Raw genomic sequence first — 20,816 nt, 5'->3', positions numbered from 1 at the left:
CAAACTCCGACATTCTCCTAGCTAGGCTGTGCACTGGAAGTGTTCCCTGGTGTCGTGACCGGATTGGGCGGGGTACGCAGCGGTTGTTGCGTACCGGTATTCCCGGCGGATGCTTCTTGCCGCTTAGCGAACTGTTCGGCAGACGTTGCAACGCTTGCGCGTTGCCCCCTCGGCCTTCTTGGGTTGTCCTGGCTAAACGCACCAGAAGTCGTTTCACATCTGCCTTGGTGTGCGACCGGTTCGCCTGATCCCACAACGGTGCAGCGTGCGATGGCGCATTAGTCCCGGGCGCTTTCGCATCGATCGCCGTCATCTGCCTTTCCTCGTATAACGATTGGCCAAACTTCTCTCGTCATGAATGGCCGCGCGGAAGTCTGCCCGCTTTCGCGTTGGACGATCTTTCAGCCCGTAAGGCACAGCTGCGCGTCCCGAGGCGGGTTGGTCAGTGAGCGGACCTGTCGAATTGGCCTTCCAACTAAACTTACATACTTACGGCGGGCGATTATAGCGAGGCAGTATGAAATTCGCTATTGTTTTGTGTGTCTTTATTACATCGAAGTGCGGGCCCTTTTTTGATGTCCGCTATTGCTTCCGCTCGTAATGCTGTATCCTTCGCTCCTTCATGACTGCGCTACAAATCAACAATCAAAGTTAGCTTAGCGCCCTCGGGGAATACGGCTTGACGTAACGACTCCCCTTAGGCGACGGGCGCATCGCAATCCAACGCTCTCACATGCAACGCTCCTTCCTGGCCCTGCAGGGCACGGCTTCTCTGTTTTTTCAGCGGCTTGCCGTCGCATTGCGCGAACGCGGGCACGCCGTAAGTCGGGTGAACTTCTGCGGCGGGGACCTGATTTACGGAGGTGAAAGCAATGTCTGGAATTTTTCCGGTTCAATAAACGAGTTGCCCGCGTGGTACGCCAATATCATCGCAACGCGAAACTTTACCGATGTCGTTATGTTCGGTGATTGCCGCGAGATTCACCGTCCCATGCATCACGTTTCACAAAACAGTGGTATACGCGTCCACGTGTTTGAAGAAGGCTACGTTCGCCCCCACTGGCTCACGCTGGAGCGGCACGGTGTCAACGGCCGCTCACAACTGTCGCGTGACCCCGCCTGGTATCTAGACCAGCGCCGCGTGACCCCTCACAGCCCGGTTGGCAGCCCGACGGGCTATAACCTGTACGAGCGCACGTTACACGACATCCGCTATCGCAGCGCCAACGCGCTCTATGCGCCACGTTTCCCGTACTACCGGAGCCACCGCCCAAGAAACGGACTGTTCGAATACTCGGGCCTCGCATTGCGTGCGTTGCGCCAGCGTCGATACCATCGTCACGCGGAAGAGGTGACCCGAGAGTTGCTCGGCGCAGGGCGTCCCTACTACCTCTTTCCTTTGCAACTGAATTCCGACGCGCAGATCGTCGTTCATTCGCCGTTCGACGGCGTTCGTGACGCGATCGAAAAAGTGCTGCGTTCGTTCGCGAAGCACGCGCCAGCCAACACGTGGCTAGTCATCAAGAATCATCCGTTGGACACGGGTCTGATCGACTATCGCCGTTACGCGGAGCAGCTTGCTAGCGAGTTAGACATCGCCGAGCGTCTGCATTTCATTGACGCAGGCCATTTGCCAACCTTGCTCGAACACTCGCGCGGCGCAGTCGTCGTCAACAGCACGGTCGGCTTGTCCGCCTTGCATCACCGTCGCCCCCTCATTGCCCTTGGTACCGCGATCTACAGCATGCCGGGCTTGACCTGGCAGGGCTCGATGGACGACTTCTGGCTGCACGCGCAACAGCCCGATATGCATCTCTATCAGGCGTTCCTGGATTACGTCGTCCACCACACCCAGGTCAACGGCGACTTCTACACGCGAACCGGCATCGCCATGGCGACAGCCGGCGCGGTGCATCGTCTCGAGGCTGAAACGCATGAGTAGGGCGGCTCCACGTCACGTCGTCATCACAGGTGCCAGTGCCGGCTTGGGGCAAGCCCTCGCGCTCGCCTACGCGGCCCCCGGCGTCGTGCTCGGGCTGGTCGGCCGCGATGCGGCGCGCCTTGACGCCTGCGCGTCAGCTTGCCGGGCGCGCGGCGCGCAGGTCGAGACGGTACTCACCGACGTGCGCGATGCCACGACAATGCAATCTTGGCTCAACCGCTTCGACGACGCCCACCCCATCGACCTGCTGGTCGCCAACGCCGGTGCCGCAAGCACTCTCGCTCGCGCAAACGATTGGGAGGAGCTGGAACGCACGGCAGCCATCGTCGACACCAACTTTTACGGCGCTATGCACGCGGTCTTACCGGTCGTCGCCCGTATGCGTCCGCGCCGCCACGGACAGATCGCGCTCGTCTGCTCCATCGCCGCCCTGCGCGGCATGGCGATTTCACCAGCGTACTGCGCCAGCAAAGCCGCACTAAAAGCCTACGGCGACTCGGTACGTCCGCTGCTCCGCCGTGACGGTGTGCATCTCTCCGTGATATTGCCTGGCTTCGTCAAGACCGCGATGAGCGATGTCTTCCCCGGCGACAAACCCTTTCTATGGTCCGCCGACAAAGCGGCACGCCACATTCAAACCAGGCTAGCCGCCGGCCGTTCGGAAATCGAGTTCCCGAATCTGCTTGCCTTGGGCATGCGTCTCTTGACCCTTCTGCCAGCCAGGCTAGCCGATGCGATTCTCGGCAAGCTGTCCTATCTGCCACGCGAGGAGCGCTAAGAATTGGGCGCGCTAGCACTCATCCTGTTGGCCACAGCCGGCCTCACGCTGGTGCCCGATTCACGCGCGATGCCGCGTGCCGCTTTGCGCCGCCCACTGGCCGCGCTCGCGCTGCACGTCCTGGGCGTGGCGTTCGTGTTCCTGTGCGTGTTGCTGATCAGCGGCCGGGTGAGGTTCTCGACCTTCGTTGCACTCGGCCTAATAGCGCTCATGGCCGGCGTCAACAACGCCAAGTACGCGTCGCTGCGCGAGCCCTTCGTCTTCACCGACCTCAGCCTCTTTAGTCAGCTGTTCGCGCATCCGCGTCTCTATCTACCGTTTCTGAGCCCGGCCACGGTCGTAGCGATCGTCATCGGTGTCGGCGTGCTGGTGAGTGGCTTTCTGCTCGACGCGCCGCTCGCATCACGCCCGGTGGGAGCTATAAGTCTGGCAGCGTGTGCGTGTCTGGCCGCAGCCTATCTGATTGCCGCGCGCCTGCCGCTGACGCTGATTCCCGCGCACGATCAACTCAGTCATGGTTTCTTCGCCGTCTTCGTCGCCTATCTGTTGAACGGTATGCAACCGGCCACGCTGCGCCAGTTTCGCCGCGCGCTAGAAGAAGGGCCGTACGCCAAGGGCGCGCCCGCGACGCATCCCGACGTGATCGTCATTCAAAGCGAGTCGTTCTTCGATGCGCGCAACCTGTGCCGCTCGATCGATCCCGCGATCCTCAAGCACTTCGATGCTGCCCAGCGCGACTCGGTCGAATACGGCAAGCTCACCGTGCCGGCATGGGGAGCCAATACCATGCGTACCGAGTTCGCGATGCTCACGGGCTTACCGGAATCGCGCCTCGGTTACGCCCGCTTCTATCCTTACGCCTTCGTGCGGCGCACCTGTGCCTCGCTGGCGTCGTGGTTCAAACGAGGCGGCTATCAGACGCTCGCCATCCATCCGTACTACGCGGATTTCTTCGGCCGGGACCGCGCGTTCCGGCTGTTGCACATTGATCGCTTCCTCGATATCAAATCGTTTGCCGATGCGCCGCGTGAGGGCCCCTATGTGGCCGATGCCGCCGTCGCGGACGCCATCATTCGCGGACTTGACGCGCCGCGCGACAAGCCGGCCTTCATCTTCGCCATGACGATGGAAAATCATGGGCCGTTGCATCTCGAAGCGGTTGAAACCGGCGAGGGTGCGGCGTTTCACACGCTCGGCGACGCAGCGGCGTGGCGCGATCTCACCGCCTATTTGCGTCACCTCGCTAACGCGGATGCGATGATCGCGAAGCTCGTCACGCACCTGCGCACGCGGCGGCGCGACACAGTACTGTGCTTCTATGGCGATCACGTGCCGGCGTTGCCGCATGTGTTCGCAAAGCTCGGCAGCGAGCCTGCCCAAAGCGATTATTTTATCTGGCGGAATTTCGGTAAAACGGCCGCCAGGCAGCAAAATCTGTCCGTCCAGGCACTCGGCGCCGCCCTGATTCGAGCAATCGAAACAGGTGGTGTGAGCGAGGCGTCGACGGGCACGTTGCAGACGATGAAAGAACAATGACGAAACCGATTGCGATTGTGGGGATGGCGTGTCGCTTCCCTGGCCGTGTCAATGGACCGGACGAATTCTGGAGCTTGCTGCGCGACGAAAAAGACGCGATCACGCAGATTCCGGCCGACCGTTTCGGCACGGATTTCTATCAGCATCCGTCCAAGCGCGAGCCGGGCAAGAGCTATACATTTGCCGCAGGCGTACTCGACGACATAGCCGGTTTCGATGCGGCTTTCTTCGGCATTTCGCCGCGCGAGGCGCAGCAGATGGACCCGCAGCAGCGTCTATTGCTCGAACTCGCATGGGAAACCTTCGAGGATGCGGGGGTGCGTCCGCGCGACATGGAAGGCAGCAACTGCGCGGTCTACATCGGCGTGGCGAGCCCGGATTATGGCAATCGTTTCGTCGACGACCTGAACGCGGTCGATCCGTATTCGGCAACCGGCAACACGCTCAGCATCGCGTCCAACCGTCTGTCCTATCTGTTCGATCTGCGCGGGCCGAGCGTGTCGGTGGATACGGCGTGCTCGTCGTCGCTGGTCGCCCTGCATCAGGCATGTCAGGCACTGCAATCGGGCGACGCCGAGATGGCGCTCGCAGGCGGCGTCAATCTGCTGCTGCATCCATTCGGCTTCGTAACGTTCTCGAAAGCATCCATGTTGTCGCCGCGCGGACGCTGCCGTGCGTTCGACGCCACCGGCGACGGTTACGTCCGCTCCGAAGGCGGCGGCCTGGTGATGCTCAAGACGCTCGAGCGTGCATTGGCCGACGGTGACACGATCCACGCCGTGATCGCCGGTTCGGGCGTCAACTCGGACGGCTACTCGCAAGGGGGTATCAGCGTGCCGGGCGCGGCGACGCAGGCGGCCTTGCTGCGCACGGTCTACGAACGCGCGGGCGTCGATCCGCGTTCGCTCGCCTATGTCGAGGCGCACGGCACGGGCACGGCGGTCGGCGATCCGATCGAAGCGCGCGCCTTGATGGAAGTCGCGTCGGCGGGCCGGCCGGTCGATCAGCCTTTGTTGATCGGCTCAGTGAAGACCAACGTGGGTCACCTCGAAACGGCTTCGGGCATGGCCGGTTTGATGAAGGCGATCCTGTGCCTGAAGCACCGCGCGGTGCCGAAAACCCTGCACTTCGAAACGCCGAATCCGGCGATCGATTTCGTTGGTGGCCGCTTGCGTGTCGTGGATCGGCTGACGTCGCTCGAGAGTGGCACGGAACCGTTGGTGATCGGCGTCAATTCGTTCGGCTTCGGCGGCACGAATGCACACGTCGTATTGCGGGAGGCGCCGGTCGCAGGTGCCGCCGCACGAGCTGAAAACGACTCCAAGGCACTGCCGCCGCTGATCCTCTCGACCCGCACTGCAGCGGCGCTACCCGCGCTGGCCGCACGCTATCTGTCGATGTTCGACAACGGCACGCCGTGGAGCACCCTGGCATCGAACGCGGCGCATCGCCGCCAGTGGCTCAAGCATCGCGCGATCATCGCAGCGTTGACGCCGGCCGAAGCGCGCGCGGCGCTCGCCGCGCTTGCCACGCCGACGCCGGATCAGACAGAACCGGCCCTCGTGCAGGGCGAAACCCCGGCCGACGATACACGTCTCGCGCTGGTGTTCTCCGGCAACGGCTCGCAGTGGGCCGGCATGGGCAAGCAATTGCTCGAACAGGAGCCGGTGTTCCGTGCCGCGCTCGACGAACTCGACGCGCTGTGGCGCGCCGACGGCAGTGCCTCGCTGGTCGAGATGCTGCGCGAAGGCGTCACCGCCGCGACACTGGAAGCGACCGAGCACGCGCAACCGCTGTTGTTCGCGATCCAGGTGGGCGTGGTGCGCGTGATTGAAGCGCGTGGTGTCGGCTATGACGTGTGCCTCGGCCACAGCGTCGGCGAAGTCGCGGCGGCATGGGCGTCGGGTGCTTTGACACTCCCACAAGCCGTACACGTGATCAAGATTCGCAGCCGCGCTCAGGCAAGCACGCGCGGCACGGGTCGCATGGCTGCCGCCGGCCTCGGCGAAGCCGCCATGCGTGCACTGATGGCGCAACTGGGCGTGGACGCCGCGGTGGAAGTTGCAGGTGTCAACAGCCCGCAAGCGGTCACGCTGGCCGGCCCGCTTGGCGCATTGCAAGTGCTCGAAGCCGCGGTAAAGGAAAGCGGCCGCTTCTTCCAGATGCTGGAACTGGACTACGCGTTCCACAGCTGTCAGATGGACCCGATCGAGCCGAGCGTGCTGCAGGGCCTCGCGGATCTCACGCCGAATACGGCAACGCGTAGCTTCGTCTCGACAGTGACAGGCGCCGAACTCACGGGCACCGAACTCGACGCGCAGTACTGGTGGCGCAATATCCGCGAGCCGGTGCGTTTCGGCGATGCCGTTGCTCAGGTCGCCCAGACGGGCGTGCGCCTGTTCCTCGAAGTCGGCCCGCATTCGATTCTGCGCACCTATGTGACGCAGACGCTCGACGACGTGCGCATCACCGGCCGCTCGCTGCCGACGCTCAAGCGCAACCACGACAGCGCGCAGATGCTGCACCACGCGATCTACGCGATGCTGGCGAACGGCGCGCGCGTCGATATCGAACGCTTCGCGCCGTTGAGCGCACGCGTGGCGTTGCCGTCCTATCCGTGGCAACACGAACGCTATTGGCTCGGCCCGACCGCCGAGGCCTACAACCTGGTCAATCGCCGCCGCGAACATCCGCTGCTCGGTTACCGTCTGCGCGAGCATGCGCTCGCCTGGGAAAATCAGCTCGATCCGGCCGGTCTGCCGATGCTGGCCGATCACGTGGTCGACGGCGGCGTGGCGTTCCCCGGAGCGGGTTACGTCGAAATGGCGCTGGCCGCCGCGCGCGTGCATTTCGGCACGCAAAGCTGCGCTGTCGAGAACCTCGAAATCCGTCTGCCGGTGGTGTTCCAGCCGCAGCATTCGAAGCTGTTCCGCTTCACCGTCGACGTGCGCACCGCAAGCTTTACGATCGAAACACGCGACCGCATGTCCGACGAAGCGTGGTCGCTCAACGTCACCGGTCGCCTGCTGGCGAGCGGCTGCGCGCTGAACGAGGCAGGCGACGCGAGCACGCTGGCGGCCACCACGCTCACCGAGCTGTTCGCGCAGCCGGCGATGTCCGGCACTACCTTGTATGCGAACACCACCGCGATCGGTTTGAGCTACGGCCCGGCATTCCAGTGGGTGCGCACGGTGCACGTCAACGCGCCCGCCGGCATGGCGCTCGCGGAAGTGGAAGTCCCCGCTGTCCTCGTGCAGACCGGAACCGAATCCGCAACCGGGCTGAGCGCCTATGCGTTTCATCCGGCCTTGATGGATAGCGGTTTCCATCCGCTGTTCGCCTTGCTCGCGTCGGCGGATCAGGCAGAGATCGAACACGCGGCCTATGTGCCGGTGCAAATCGGGCGCATCGACTATCTGCGCGGCGACGCGGTCAGCTACGTGGTCGCCCGGATCGAGCGGCGCAGTCCGCATTCAGTAGTGGCATCGTTCGAATTCGCCGACGAGCACGGCGCGATCGTCGCGCGGCTCGGCGCATGCCGTTTCCGCCGCGTCGATCTGATGGGGCGTCGTCAGCATGCGCCGGCACGCTACGCGTATATCGCCGAAGCGAAACCGCGCGCCGCCGACCTCGACGCACGCATGTTGCCTCAGCCAGCCGCGTTGCTGGAAGAAGCCGCCGCGACATTGGCTGCGCGAGAAGATCAGCCGCGCAGACAGGCGCATCTGACTGAAATGCTGCCGCTGCTCGACGTGCTCGCGAGCGCTTACGCATTGAACGCGCTCGACGCGATGAACGTTTTTGCGCAAGCGTCGCTGCCCGACTGTGCGCATCCGGCGCTACTGGCGCGTCTCGCGCAGATCGTCGTGGAAGACGGCCTGGCGCAGCGTGACGGTACGCGTCTCGTGCGCGACAGTGCGGCCTGCGAGACTCTGCCGGGCATCGACGAATTGTGGCGCGACCTGCTTGCGCAGTCGCCCGCGCATGTGGCCGAACTGACGCTGCTCGCGCATTGTGGCGCGGCGCTGCCTGCCGTATTGCGCGGCGAGGTGAGCGGCGCGCAGATCTTGTCGCCGTCGCGCAGCAGTCTGGTCGAGCATTTCTTCGAAGCTTCGCCGACGTGGGCGCATGTCAATGCGTTGAGCGGCGCCTGCCTGCATCGGGCGATCGAAGGGTGGAGCGAAGCGCGCCGCTTGCGCATGCTCGAACTCGATTCGCCGTCGAGCGAGGTGCTTCAGCCGCTCGCGATTCACATGCCGGTGTCGCGTTGCGATTACACGATTGCAGGCACGCATGAACAGTTGAGCGGTTTCGACGCGAGCGAGCATCCCTCGATCCGGATCGCGAACATCGAATTCGGTGACGCGCCACGCCTGATCGGTACCGAGGCTGGCGAGCGCTACGACATGGTGGTGGCGAGCCACGTGCTGGCCGCACAGACCGAGCCGCGCGCGCTGCTCGCCGCGCTGCGCGGCTGGCTCGCGCCGGGCGCGCTGGTCGTGATCGCGGAGCCGCGCAATAACCGCTTCGCGGATATCGTGTTCGATCTCGACGCGGATGCCGCGCACGCCAACGCGCGCCGTGCGGCATGGTTGTCGCCGGCGGCGTTGACTAAACACCTCGAGGAAGCGGGTTTCGAACAGATCACGCGGCATAGGGAGCAGGGCCTGGATCTCGAAGGCGCGCCGACGCTGATCGTCGCACGCGAGCCGTATTCGGGCGCTTCTGCCGGCAACGAAACCGAAGCGCGAACGCCGTCAGCGCATTGGTCCTTGCTGTACGCAACGCAAGCCGGCGCCGACGAGAGCCTGGCTGCTGCCTTGCAGGCTGCCGGCCACACGACGTCGAGCACCACGCTCACGGCGTTGCGTCACGACATGAGCAAGCTGGCCGCGCCGGCAGGGCGTGCGCATCACGTCGTATTCATCGCGCCGGATCACACCTTGTCGGCCGATGCGGACGGCGCGGAGGTGATGCACGTCCAGCAGCAGACCACGCTCGCACTGGCGCAACTCGTGCGCGATCTCGCCTCGGTTGCCGGCGCGATGCAACCGCAATTGTGGATCGTGACGCGCGGCGGTGCGCCGGTCGTCACACCGTTTGCCGATGCCGCGATGCTGCGTCCCGAGCAGGCCGCGATGTGGGGGCTTGGCCGGGTGCTGGCCAACGAGCATCCGGAATTGTCGTGCCGTCTGATCGATGTATCGCCGGCGTGCCGCGATGCAGGCGCCGAGTTGGCTCGCGAACTGCTCGCGTCCGACGGCGAGGAAGAGGTCCTGCTCACGTCTCACGGCCGCTATGTGCCGCGCATGCTGCCTGCGGCTAGCGCGGCAGTGCGCCGCGATTCGGCTGCCGCGGTACGTCCGCGCAACGAAGCGGCGGTGCTCGGTTTTGCGTCGCCCGGGTCATTGCGCAATCTTGAATGGTTCGCGCCGCAGCAACGCGAACTCGCCGCGGACGAAGTGGAAATCGAACCGGTTGCAACCGGTCTGAATTTCCGCGACGTGATGTACGCGATGGGCCTGCTGTCCGACGAGGCCGTCGAAAACGGCTTTGCCGGCGCGACGATCGGCATGGAGCTGTCGGGGCGCGTCGCGCGCGTCGGCCGGGAGGTGCGGCGTTTCGCACCGGGCGATGCGGTACTCGGTTTCGCACCGGCTTCTTTCGCAAGCCACGTGCGCACGAAGGCCGAGGCCATCGCTCACAAGCCCGAGCGTCTGACGTTCGAAGAAGCCGCCACGGTGCCGACCACCTTCTTCACGGCGTACTACGCGCTGTGCGAGCTGGCGCGACTGCGCCGCGGCGAGCGCGTGCTGGTGCATGGCGCGGCGGGCGGCGTGGGCATCGCGGCGATTCAACTCGCGCGCCACCTGGGTGCGGAGGTGTTTGCCACGGCGGGCAGCCGCGAGAAGCGCGAATTCGTGCGTCTGCTCGGCGCGGATCACGTGTTCGATTCGCGCAGCCTGGCGTTTGCCGACGAAATTCGCGAGCGCACGCAAGGGGCGGGCGTCGATATCGTGCTCAATTCGCTCGCCGGTGAAGCGATGGTGCGCAGCATCGACACGCTGCGTCCGTTCGGCCGTTTCCTCGAACTCGGCAAGCGCGACTTCTACGAGAACAGTCGCATCGGCTTGCGGCCGTTCCGCAATAACATCAGCTATTTCGGCATCGATGCCGACCAGTTGATGAGTGCATTACCGGATTTGACCGCGCGTCTGTTCGAAGAGGTCATGCAACTGTTCACGGCAGGCGTGCTGCATCCGTTGCCGTATCGCGCGTTCCCGGCTGAGCGCGTCGAGGAAGCATTCCGTCACATGCAGCAGGCGCGTCAGATCGGCAAGATCCTCGTGACGTATCCGGCAGGCACGCCAAATCCGGCGCGCGCGACGGCCGGCGCTGAGGCGCTGCAACTCGATCCGGCGGCGGCGTATCTGATCGCCGGCGGCGCGGGTGGGCTCGGTTTCGCCACCGCGCGCTGGATGATGTCGCGCGGCGCGCGGCATCTGACGCTCGCGAGCCGTTCAGGCTTGCTTGCCCCGGAGCTCGCTGCCGAGGCCGCGCGTTGGCGCGAGGAAAACGGCACGCAGGTGCACACCGCAGCCTGCGACGTCACGGACGCAGCCGCGCTCGACGCACTGCTCGCCGAGATCGCCGCACGCGGCACGCCGCTCAAGGGTGTGCTCCATTCGGCGATGGTGATCGACGACGGCCTCGTGCGCAATCTCGACGACGCGCGCTTCGCCGCGGTGCTCGCACCGAAGCTGGCCGGCGCATGGAACCTGCACCGCGCCACGCACGACGCGACACTCGATTTCTTCGTCGTTTATTCGTCGGCGACGACTTACCTCGGCAATCCGGGGCAGGCGAGCTATGTGGCGGCCAATACCTTTCTCGAGGCGCTGGTCGGTCAACGACGCGCGGCCGGTTTGCCGGGTACCTACATGGCATGGGGTCCGCTGGACGACGTCGGCTTCCTCGCGCGTAATGCCGAAACTCGCGAAGCGCTGCAAGCGCGCATCGGCGGCCTGTCGATTACGTCGGCCGAAGCGCTCGCCGCATTGGAACGCGCCATCGTCGACATGAACGTCGGCGAAGCGGTGGTGCGGCTCGACTGGCAGGCGCTGTCGCTTGGCATGCCGGCCGCGCGCGCGCGCCGCTACACGGAACTGCATGCGCGCGGCAGTCATGAACCGGCGCGTCAGGGTAGCGCGCAGATGCGTGACCAGATTCTCGGCCTAGGATTCGCGGAAGCATTGCAGCTGGTCGAAGAAACCTTGCAGGCGCAAATCGCACGCATCCTGCACATGTCGCCGGAAAAAATCGAAACCGGGCGCTCGATTCTCGACATGGGCATGGATTCGCTGATGGGCATGGAACTCGGCATGGCCGTCGAAGAGAGCTTCCAGGTCAAGCTGTCGATCATGACGATGGCCGAAGGCGCAACCGTGCATTCGCTGGCGCAGCGGATCGTCGAATCGATCCAGACGCAGGATGAGGCCGCGGAACCGAACGGTGTCGCGGCTCAGGTGGCAGCGGTCGCCGCGCAACATGCGCTCGATGTCGGCGCGCATGCCTTGGCCGACGTCGCCGAGGCGCTGTCGGGGCAGGCGGACACGGCAACGCCTGTGTCGACACCCGCGGCGGCGGAGGTCGTTTGATGAACGCACCCGCAGGGTGGAACCACCGCGAAGGAACTCTCGCGCGGCCGCTGGCGTTAAGCGGTCACGGTCTGCATACCGGACGCCGTGTGAACGTGCGGATTCTGCCCGTCGGTACCGACGGTCCGCGCGGCATCGTGTTCCGGCGGACGCGGGGCGCAGGCGTGCTGGCTGAGCTCGCGGTGAGTCCGGCGTTGCGACGCGGCCAGCCGCTTTGCACGATGCTCGAAAGCGCTGATGGCGTCCGCGTGCGCACCGTCGAGCACCTGCTGGCATCGCTGCTGACCTGCGAAATCGATCGCGCGATCGTCGAACTGGACGCCGAAGAAGTGCCGATCCTGGACGGCAGCGCACAGCCGTGGATCGAGGCGATCCGTGCGTGCGGGCGCACCGAGTTACCGCATGCCAAGCGCTTCATTCGCGTATTGCGCGCGGTGAAGATTGCCGATCGTGAAGGCACGCGCGATGAGCGCAGCATCTCGATCGAGCCGTCGTCCGCGTATGAAATGGTCGTGCGTAACGAGCTCAAAGGCTTCGGCGCGTTGCGCTGGGACGGCGCGCTCACGCCCGCGAGGTTTGCCGAGGAGATCGCACCGTCACGTTCATACGGACGCGTCAAATGGGCGATCCCCGCGATTCTCGCCGGCTACGTGCGCGGCATGCCGATTCTGCGCGGCGCACGCCTTTCGTGCACCGCGGCGATCGTCGGTAACCGCGTGCTGGGCGGGATGCGCGTGCCCGATGAGTTCGTGCGGCACCGCGTGCTGGATCTGGTCGGCGACATGGCGATGGCCGGCGCGCCCTTGCTCGGTCGCGTCAGCGCTTTGCGGCCGAGTCATGAAATGAACTACCGGCTGGTTGCCGAACTGCTCGCCACGCGCGACGCGTGGGAATGGGCCGAATTTCCGGCTTGATATTGACATCAGGCCGGCACCTCACAGGGTTATCTGAACAGCATGGGATTGGGTGATCACATCCGCCAGCAACTCGCCGCGAAGGCGTTGATGCGGCAACTGGAACGCGTCTCCGAAGAGGCGCAGACGCCGGGCGCGCCGCTGGCCGCCGGCGGCACGCGCGTGGCGCAGGACGCTTCGCGCGCCGCGCTGTGCAGCTTCGAGACCATGCCGGGTTATCAGCAGGTCGAAATATTGCGGCAGATGGGCGAGAAGCTGCAGGTGCAGTCGCCGTTTTTTCGCGTGCACGAAGGGATTGCGGGTGCGACCACCCGGATCGGCGGCGTGGAGTATCTGAACTACGCAAACTACAACTATCTCGGTCTTGCCGGCGATCCGCGCGTATCTGCGCGCGCGAAAGAGGCGATCGACCGCTACGGCACGTCGGCATCGGCGAGCCGGATGGTGGCGGGCGAACGCCCGGTGCAGCGCGAACTCGAAGCGGCACTTGCCGCGTTGTACGAGGTGGACAATTGCGTCGTGTTCGTGAGCGGCCATGCAACCAACGTGACGGTGATCGGCTCGCTGTTCGGTCCCGGCGATCTGATCGTGCATGATTCGCTCGCGCACAACAGCATCGTGCAAGGCGCGCAATTGAGCGGGGCGAAGCGGCTAAGCTTCCCGCACAACGACTGGCAGGCTCTCGACGCGCTGCTCGCTCGCGTGCGGCATGACTACCGGCGCGTGCTGATTGCCATCGAAGGGCTGTACAGCATGGACGGAGATATTCCCGATCTGGCGCAGTTCGTCGACATCAAGCGCCGGCATGCGGCGTTTCTGATGGTCGACGAAGCGCACTCGCTGGGCGTGCTGGGCGAGCGGGGCAAGGGTATTCGCGAGCATTGCGGCGTGGCGAGCGGCGATGTCGATATCTGGATGGGCACGCTCAGCAAAACGTTGGCGGGATGCGGCGGTTTTATCGCGGGCTCGCAGGCGTTGATCGATATTCTGCGGCATCTTGCGCCCGGGTTTCTGTATAGCGTGGGCCTCGCGCCGACACTTGCGGCGGCGTCGCTGGCCGCGCTCGAGCGGCTGATCGCCGAACCCGAACGCGTGGCGCTGCTGCGCGCGCGCGGCAAGCAGTTCCTCGACGAAGCGCGCGCGGCGGGTCTAGATGCCGGCAAGAGCGCCGGCTATGCGGTCGTGCCCATCATCACGGGGAGCACCCTCAAGGCGGCGCAATGGGCCAACGCGATGTTCGCGGACGGCATCAACGTGCAGCCGATTTTCTATCCCGCTGTCGAAGAGAAGGCCGCGCGTCTGCGGTTTTTCATCTGCTCGACGCACGAGCCCGAGCAGATCAGCCGAACCATTGCAGCGCTCAAGCGTCTGCCTCGTTAAAGAAAAGCGACCTGTCATGTACGCCGTTGAACCCGTGCGCGCCGAAGCGCTTTATCGTGACCACGAGTGGGGCCAGTTGCGGTTTCGACCCGCGAGAGCGGAAGACGCAGAGGCTTGCGCACCGCTAATTTTCGCATCGGGCGTGCGCGAGTTTGGTTTCTTTCTCGGCGAGCCCGCCGACGCGTGCATCGAGTTTCTGGCGTTCGCGTTCACGTCGAAATTCGGGCGCTTCTCGTATAGGCGTCACCGCGTTGCCGTTGCCGGCGACGATCAGGTGGCGGCAGTACTCGCGGCGCACGACGGCCGTCTGACCTGGCTCGACGATCCACACGTCGCGCTGACGCTGCTACTGTTTTTTGGCTTGCGCCGCACCGTTCGCATGCTGTTGCGCGGGCTTGTGCTGGAAAGCGAATTGCCGTCACCGAAGACGTCTCAAACGCTGATTGCCCATTGCGCGACGCGTGAGACGATGCGCGGCACAGGAGTGTTCAGTGCGCTTTTCACCAACGCGTTGCATGCTGGCTCGATGGATGGCGACGGCGGCCGGCAGATGGTGTTGGACGTGTTGGTTAGCAATACGCGCGCGTACGATCTGTATCGACGTTTGGGGTTCGTCGAATTGCCGCGGCGTAGCCAGGTTTCGCCGCGCTTGCCGCGTGAACTTGAATCGGTGCGGATGGGGTTTGTGGGAAGGAGATGAGCGGGCGGTTCGAGGATGAGCCTGGTCAATGTGATTCAGAAATCGGCGCGCGAATAGAAGATGCAACGCCGGTACGGTTCGAGAGGCTCCGTTAGCAGATGTAGTGCCTTCGGAGTGATGTACCAATGTCCGTTAAAACAATAGGCAGAAAGGAAGTAAGACGATGCACATTCATCCGGTGATTCTTTGCGGTGGAAGCGGGACGCGACTGTGGCCGATGTCGCGCGGCGGCTACCCTAAGCAATATCTCAAGTTGACGGGGGAAAAAACCCTGATTCAGCAGACCGCATTGCGGCTGCGTGGGATCAAGGACATTTCGTCTTCGATAGTCGTGACAAATACTGAGCAGCGCTTTCTGGTTGCGGAGCAGTTGCGAGAGGTCAAGGTCGAGTCGTCGGCGATCGTGCTTGAGCCTACGAGCCGAAACACGGCGGCTGCTATCGCAGTATCGGCGCTCCTTGCCATGCGCGATTCTCCCGAGTCGTTGTTGCTTGTTCTGCCGTCTGATCACGTTATTACTGGCGAAGCGGTTTTTGTCAAAGCGGTCGAGTCTGCCGCCCAGATTGCGAAAGATGGCTACCTGGTTACCTTCGGCATTGCTCCGACTGAACCGCATACGGGTTATGGTTACATTCGTGCGGGCGCTGAACTCGTTAAAGGCGAGAAGGTGTTTGCTGTCGATTCATTTGTCGAAAAGCCAGATGTGGTGTCGGCGGGACGCTTCCTCGCGGACGGCGGATACTACTGGAACAGTGGCATGTTCATGCTGAAGGCTTCCACTTACATGGAAGAACTGCGCCGCTATGAGCCGGAAATCGCGCTGCAGGCCGAGCTTTCGCTGAACGCCGCGCAGCGCGACCACGACTTCGTGCGCCTCGACGCGCAAGCCTTCTCCGCGTGCCCGAACATCTCCGTCGACCACGCGGTGATGGAGAAGACGAAGCGCGCCGCCGTGGTGGCGGTATCGAATCTCGGCTGGAACGACATCGGTTCGTGGACCGCGCTCGCCGACATCGCCGAGCGCAATGCGCAAGACAACGCACTGATTGGCGACGTGCTAACCGATGCAGTGACGAACTCGTACATTCGCGCTGAACACCGCCTGGTGGCTGCAATCGGTCTGGACAACGTCGTGATCGTCGAGACCGCCGACGCCGTGCTGGTCGCGCATCGCGATAAGGCGCAGGACGTCAAGAAGATCGTTGCCCAATTGAATGAAATGGGCCGCCACGAATCCGTCACGCACCGCCGCGTGGTGCGACCGTGGGGTTCGTACGAAGGCATTGACAGCGGCGATCGCTTCCAGGTCAAGCGCATCGTCGTCAGTCCGGGTGCGCAACTGAGCTTGCAGATGCATCATCATCGCGCTGAACACTGGATCGTCGTGAAGGGCACCGCACTTGTCACCAATGGTGACAAGGAAATCATCCTGACCGAGAATCAATCGACGTATATCCCGCTGGGGATTACACATCGGTTGCTGAACCCAGGCAAGATTCCGCTAGAGTTGATCGAAGTACAGTCGGGCGCCTATCTTGGCGAGGACGATATTGTTCGTTTCGAAGACACGTACGGGCGTGTGGCGAAGGTGTAAGCCCACCCACGTTCAGCCTCTGCGTGCGTCTCGCAGGCCACCTGACGAAAGACAGATGGCCTCTTTCATGTTCGCCCAACATGTGTCCTCTTGTGGGCGCAGGTCCCATCACAAGTTGATGACAAGGGGCGGAGCAAGGCGCAACCGCAAAAGGGTGACCGCTTGTGGGGAGAGGGAGCTGATCGCTCCTAGTCCATTGAACCGGATGAATTGCACCGGATGCGTCGAGTTCGATCGGAACACTTCCATTTCAACGGGGTAGCCTGCTTGTTGTATTGGCGGATGTAACGCATGAGCTTTTTGTCGAGGTCTCTGGTGCTGGTGAATACGCCGCGCGCGATGACGTCACGCTGGATTCGGGCAAACCAGTGCTCGACCTGGTGAGCTTCCCTCGGTTTTTCGCGTTCCAGAGGCCCGGGTTATGCAGCCGCATCCCTTGTCCGCTGAGCCACAAGCCAGTCTTGCATGAACTGGGTTGGCGACATGAAGCCAAGCGATGAATGACGACTGCGGTTATAAAACACTTCGATGTATTCGAACAGGTCCGCGACGACGTCGCGATGCGTGCGATACCTGGTGCCATGCACGCGCTCGTTCTTCAGGCTGTTGAAAAGAAGCTTTCTGTCGGCGCGTTATCCCAGCAACTGCCCTTGCGACTCATCGAGCGTCGCATGCCGTACGAACGGAGCTTGCGCTGGAAGTCGTGGCTCGCGTATTGCCTCTGTCCGAATGATGCAGCGCGCCGGGCGCGGGCCGGCGGCGAAACCATGCCATCGTCAGCGCGTTGGCCACGAGGTCCGCCGTCATGAGCGGCTTGACGGACCAACCCACAACCTCCCGGTTGAACAGGTCCAATGTGACGGCCAGGTACAGCCAACCTTCGTCGGTCCAGATGTACGTGATGTCCGAGGTGAACACCTGCTTGGGCCCGGCCGGCGTGAAAGTTGCGGTTCAACACGTTCGGCGCGACCGCCAGTTTGTGCCGGGAATCGGTTGTCACGCGGTAACGGCGCTTGTGGCGGGCTCGAATACCGTTGGCGCTCATCAACCGCTCTACCCGTGCTTTGCTGGCTGGGAAGCCGCGAGAGCGAACTTCTTCGGTCATGCGCGGCGAGCCGTAGGTGCCTTTGACCTCGGCGTGAATCGTCCGAATCAAGGTGAGCAACTGCGCATCGGTCAGCCGCTGACGCTCGGGCGTGCCGCCGCGCTTCCATGCACGATAGCCGTTGACGCTCACGCAAAGGACCTCGCACAGCGCCGCAAGCGGGTATTGCCGGCACTGTGTGTCAATCCAGGCGAACTTCACAGGAGGTCCTTCGCGAAGAACACCGCAGCTTTTTTTGCGATTTCCAGCTCCATCTGCAAGCGCTTGTTCTCCGCTCGAAGCCGCGACAGCTCCATCTGTTCCGCCGTGACGACCTTCGCCCCGGCGCCATTCAGCTTGCCGGCCTCGAAAGCCTTCAGCCAGTTGCGCAGGGTCTGCGTCGACATACCCAATTCGCGGGCGACGGCGCTCACGCCTTGCCCGTCCTTGATTCGTTGCACGGCGGCTTCCTTGAACTCTGCCGTGTACACCTGGTGCGGTACCTTGATCATCTCTGCTTTCCTCCGTTGGGTCGAGTTTATACGCGACCTGCTGGAAGGCGAAATTTCGGGGGAAGCTCACACTTGGTTTGCCTTCTTGTTCATGGCTCCATTCTGGTAAGAAGCCATTATGACGGAGAAGCTGGCTGCACCGGGTATCCTAGATCTGTGAGGCGTTTTAGCAATCGCTTGACGGTGCTCTGCATGTCGTGCCGGCAGAAATAGTCTGCCCCGAGATCTGCATACCACGCCATCACGAAGGATGTGCCACGCTGCCGTGAGCATCGATGCAGCCACTGCGATGATTGCCTTCTTTGAACCGCGCCGCGCCTTGATGCGAGTGAACTGGGCGAGCAGATAGCTGTTCTTCGTCCGTACTGCGGCCCAAGCGGCAGTCACGAGAGCGGTCTTGAACCATGTGCCGCTTTTGCGCACGCGCGCACTGCGGCGCTTACCGGCGCTTTCATCGTTGCGGGGGCACAGTCCGGCCCACAATATGAGGTGAGCGGAATCGGGAAAGCGCTTCATGTTGACCCCAATCTCGGCCACCAGGACCCGGGCGGTCAGGTCACCGACGCCCGGAATGGTTCTCAGCAGTTGAACGTGCTGCTGGATTGGCGTCAGCGCGGGTCCCACTGCGGCATCCAGATCAGACAGCGCGTGCTCAAGGGCGTCGATGAGCTGCAAGTGGAGCGCGAGCATCGTACGGTGATGGGAAGTCACGCGTTCGCGCAATGCCTCGGGTAGTTCGCTCGTCTTCTTGCGCGCGTGGCCTTGCGCGAGTGCCGCGAGCAGCGCCGGATCGTCCTCGCCAGAGATGATGGCCTTCAGGATCGAGCGCCCGCTGCCGCCAAGAACGTCGGAAAGGACGTTACCCAGTTTTAGACTGGCATCCTCGAGCAGCTTCCGGATACGCAGACAATGCTGGGCGATCTCGCGCGTCAGCTATCTGCGTGTGCGCGTCAGATCACGTAGCTCCTGGATCGCCGCCGGCGGGACGAAGCTTGAGCGGATCAGCCCACGTGCGAGCAGGTCCGCGATCCACGTCGCGTCATTCACATCGGTTTTGCGGCCCGGTACGTTCCGGATATGCGCAGCGTTGCCCTGCACGAGTTCGAAGGAGCCCTCGAGCACGCGCCACACTGGTTTCCAGTAAACGCCGGTGGCTTCCATGGCCACGTGGGAGCAGGCATGGGTGACTAACCAGTCCGACAGCGCCAGCAATCCCTTCGTGGTACTGCAGAAGCTCTGCACGTCATGATGTTCCGGGGGAGACACACAACGGACGCAGGCAACAATGATGTCCTTATGTATGTCCAGTCCGGCTCAGGCCGGATAGAGTACCTGCATGCTGCCCTCCTGCAAGACAGAGAATCGCAGCGGCGACAACCCTCGTTATCGGATTCTGGTAAGCGTGCTCAGGCAGGGCGACATGCGCCGCAGGTCACAATTCGGGGTGCTCGCAGGGTCGCGGGTCCAACTCTCAAGCGGGCTCAGTGCACCAGATAATGGGCCGACCTCGACCACCGCTGCTTCGTGATCGTATTCCTTCCCGGATCCATCTGCATCAGCCGTGCGCTTCATACTTCGGGGTCGGGCAAACCCCGAGGAATCACTTTCAAGAATTGGAGCTTCCACCAAACCGCGGGCGGCTCACTTGGCTGGCGTCGAGATAATTCGAACTCCTGCAAATCTTTTCCTCCATATACCCTGATGACGATGTCCGGCGCAGGCTTGACTTTGCGATTTTGGGTAAATACTGGGTTAGCGAATGTCCTCCGGAACGAGGCGATCGCTAACCTCGTTAATCAGGAGAATTCAGATGACGTTTGATGAAACGCCTCGATGCCAGCGCGGCGACAATCTCGTGTGTGCTGACTGTGAATGCATTTTTGAGATGCTTGCGCATGGGCCACTCGAAGGGCGATGCACCGTCAAACACGCGATTGCCCAATCCACAGAAGATAGAGAGATCAAGGGGGCAGTGCGTGGCTTCCATTGCCGACGTTGCATGGTGAGATGCGTCGACGATCCCGACAACTGGCTGGCTTCCTATGTCCGTACGCAGCTAAGGGCGATGGCGGGCGATGTCTTTTCGGTATCCCGCCACACCGCGGACTTTACCGCACACGCGTTGCAGGATCATTTCCTCGCGGAAACGGATGCTGTGCTAAAGCGAATCCTCGATCTTGCAGCGCTAAGATATTTGCGTGATGAATCGAGCACCATCACGCAAGAGGACGTTACGTTAGCGTTGCGCCTTGTTACTTATGAGGGCCGGCGTCCCATGTGAACCTGGACTGGCTGCAGCCGTTCCCGAATCGGCACACAAGGGATCGAGTTCAGGCCTGTGCCGAAGAGCGGAAATCTCCAACAAAATGTGGGACGGAATTTGGGCCAGCACTCATGAGTGCGCCTTACGTTCTGTGCGGCGGCACACATTCCGATCTCGCTCTACATTGGCGTTTAACCTTACCGATGCTTTCAAACCATCCATCTATCTTCACTTCTGTAATGGTTGTCGCGGGCGCTAAAACATCACTCGATCAATACGAACTCGCCGAATCTTCTCGACAAAGAAAATATGCCTCTTTTGAATTCTCAGTGGGTGGTTTGGCGGGTCAAGGGCGGGCGTAAGCCCGGCGCAGCGAACCCTTGAGGCGCACTGATTCGATAAGCTGAGTCATGGCTGGTTGCGGCAGAATGCTGCAACCAGCCATGCAAGACAAA

At 62.8% G+C, this 20,816-nt stretch carries 10 protein-coding genes and 3 pseudogenes; 10 read left to right on the top strand and 3 right to left on the bottom strand.

Going from position 1 to position 20,816, the window contains the following annotated elements; all coding sequences use genetic code 11:
• Window positions 1–733: 733 nt before the first annotated feature.
• The 8 genes from P0D84_RS30720 (at window position 734) to P0D84_RS30685 (ending at window position 16,502) form a co-directional block, all read left to right on the top strand.
• The gene (locus P0D84_RS30720; protein WP_408342847.1) at window positions 734–1,942 is read left to right on the top strand and encodes a capsule polysaccharide biogenesis protein; all 1,209 of its coding nucleotides are present in this window, start codon (window positions 734–736) and stop codon (window positions 1,940–1,942) included.
• Window positions 1,935–2,720, top strand: coding sequence for an SDR family NAD(P)-dependent oxidoreductase (locus P0D84_RS30715; RefSeq protein ID WP_408342845.1), 786 nt, complete (start codon window positions 1,935–1,937; stop codon window positions 2,718–2,720). The genes P0D84_RS30720 and P0D84_RS30715 overlap by 8 nt, the downstream gene beginning before the upstream one ends.
• A 69-nt stretch (window positions 2,721–2,789) precedes the next feature.
• Window positions 2,790–4,256, top strand: coding sequence for an LTA synthase family protein (locus tag P0D84_RS30710; protein ID WP_408346167.1), 1,467 nt, complete (start codon window positions 2,790–2,792; stop codon window positions 4,254–4,256).
• A complete protein-coding gene (locus P0D84_RS30705; RefSeq protein ID WP_408342843.1) occupies window positions 4,253–11,914 on the top strand; it encodes an SDR family NAD(P)-dependent oxidoreductase in 7,662 nt (2,553 codons plus the stop codon). The genes P0D84_RS30710 and P0D84_RS30705 overlap by 4 nt, the downstream gene beginning before the upstream one ends.
• Window positions 11,914–12,828 carry a UDP-3-O-acyl N-acetylglycosamine deacetylase gene (locus P0D84_RS30700; RefSeq protein ID WP_408342841.1) on the top strand — a complete coding sequence of 305 codons (915 nt, stop codon included), beginning with the start codon at window positions 11,914–11,916 and terminating at the stop codon, window positions 12,826–12,828. The genes P0D84_RS30705 and P0D84_RS30700 overlap by 1 nt, the downstream gene beginning before the upstream one ends.
• A 42-nt stretch (window positions 12,829–12,870) precedes the next feature.
• On the top strand, window positions 12,871–14,208 hold the full coding sequence (locus P0D84_RS30695) for an aminotransferase class I/II-fold pyridoxal phosphate-dependent enzyme (protein ID WP_408342839.1): 1,338 nt from the start codon (window positions 12,871–12,873) through the stop codon (window positions 14,206–14,208).
• Window positions 14,209–14,224: 16 nt separating this feature from the next.
• The gene (locus tag P0D84_RS30690) at window positions 14,225–14,908 is read left to right on the top strand and encodes a GNAT family N-acetyltransferase (RefSeq protein WP_408342837.1); all 684 of its coding nucleotides are present in this window, start codon (window positions 14,225–14,227) and stop codon (window positions 14,906–14,908) included.
• Between the two features lie 163 nt (window positions 14,909–15,071).
• Window positions 15,072–16,502, top strand: a complete 1,431-nt coding sequence (locus P0D84_RS30685; RefSeq protein ID WP_408342835.1) for a mannose-1-phosphate guanylyltransferase/mannose-6-phosphate isomerase — start codon at window positions 15,072–15,074, stop codon at window positions 16,500–16,502.
• A gap of 188 nt (window positions 16,503–16,690) precedes the next feature.
• Here the strand turns inward: P0D84_RS30685 and P0D84_RS30680 are convergent.
• The 3 pseudogenes from P0D84_RS30680 to P0D84_RS30670 all read right to left on the bottom strand — a co-directional run.
• Window positions 16,691–16,885 (bottom strand): annotated as a pseudogene (locus P0D84_RS30680) (IS630 family transposase); the annotation flags it as partial.
• Between the two features lie 36 nt (window positions 16,886–16,921).
• Window positions 16,922–18,098, bottom strand: a pseudogene (locus P0D84_RS30675) (IS3 family transposase).
• Between the two features lie 116 nt (window positions 18,099–18,214).
• Window positions 18,215–19,406: pseudogene (locus P0D84_RS30670) on the bottom strand (IS110 family RNA-guided transposase).
• 502 nt (window positions 19,407–19,908) lie between these two features.
• Here P0D84_RS30670 and P0D84_RS30665 point away from each other — a divergent pair.
• Together P0D84_RS30665 and P0D84_RS30660 are read left to right on the top strand one after the other, a co-directional pair.
• Window positions 19,909–20,379, top strand: coding sequence for a hypothetical protein (locus tag P0D84_RS30665; protein ID WP_408342833.1), 471 nt, complete (start codon window positions 19,909–19,911; stop codon window positions 20,377–20,379).
• Window positions 20,380–20,492: 113 nt separating this feature from the next.
• Window positions 20,493–20,723, top strand: a complete 231-nt coding sequence (locus P0D84_RS30660) for a hypothetical protein (protein WP_408342831.1) — start codon at window positions 20,493–20,495, stop codon at window positions 20,721–20,723.
• Window positions 20,724–20,816: the final 93 nt, after the last annotated feature.

It is taken from the genome of Paraburkholderia sp. RL17-337-BIB-A (genome assembly GCF_046025895.1).
Lineage (GTDB): Bacteria > Pseudomonadota > Gammaproteobacteria > Burkholderiales > Burkholderiaceae > Paraburkholderia > Paraburkholderia fungorum_C.
The sequence above is the reverse complement of the archived record's forward strand: the minus strand, read 5'-3'. Positions and strand labels throughout refer to the sequence as shown.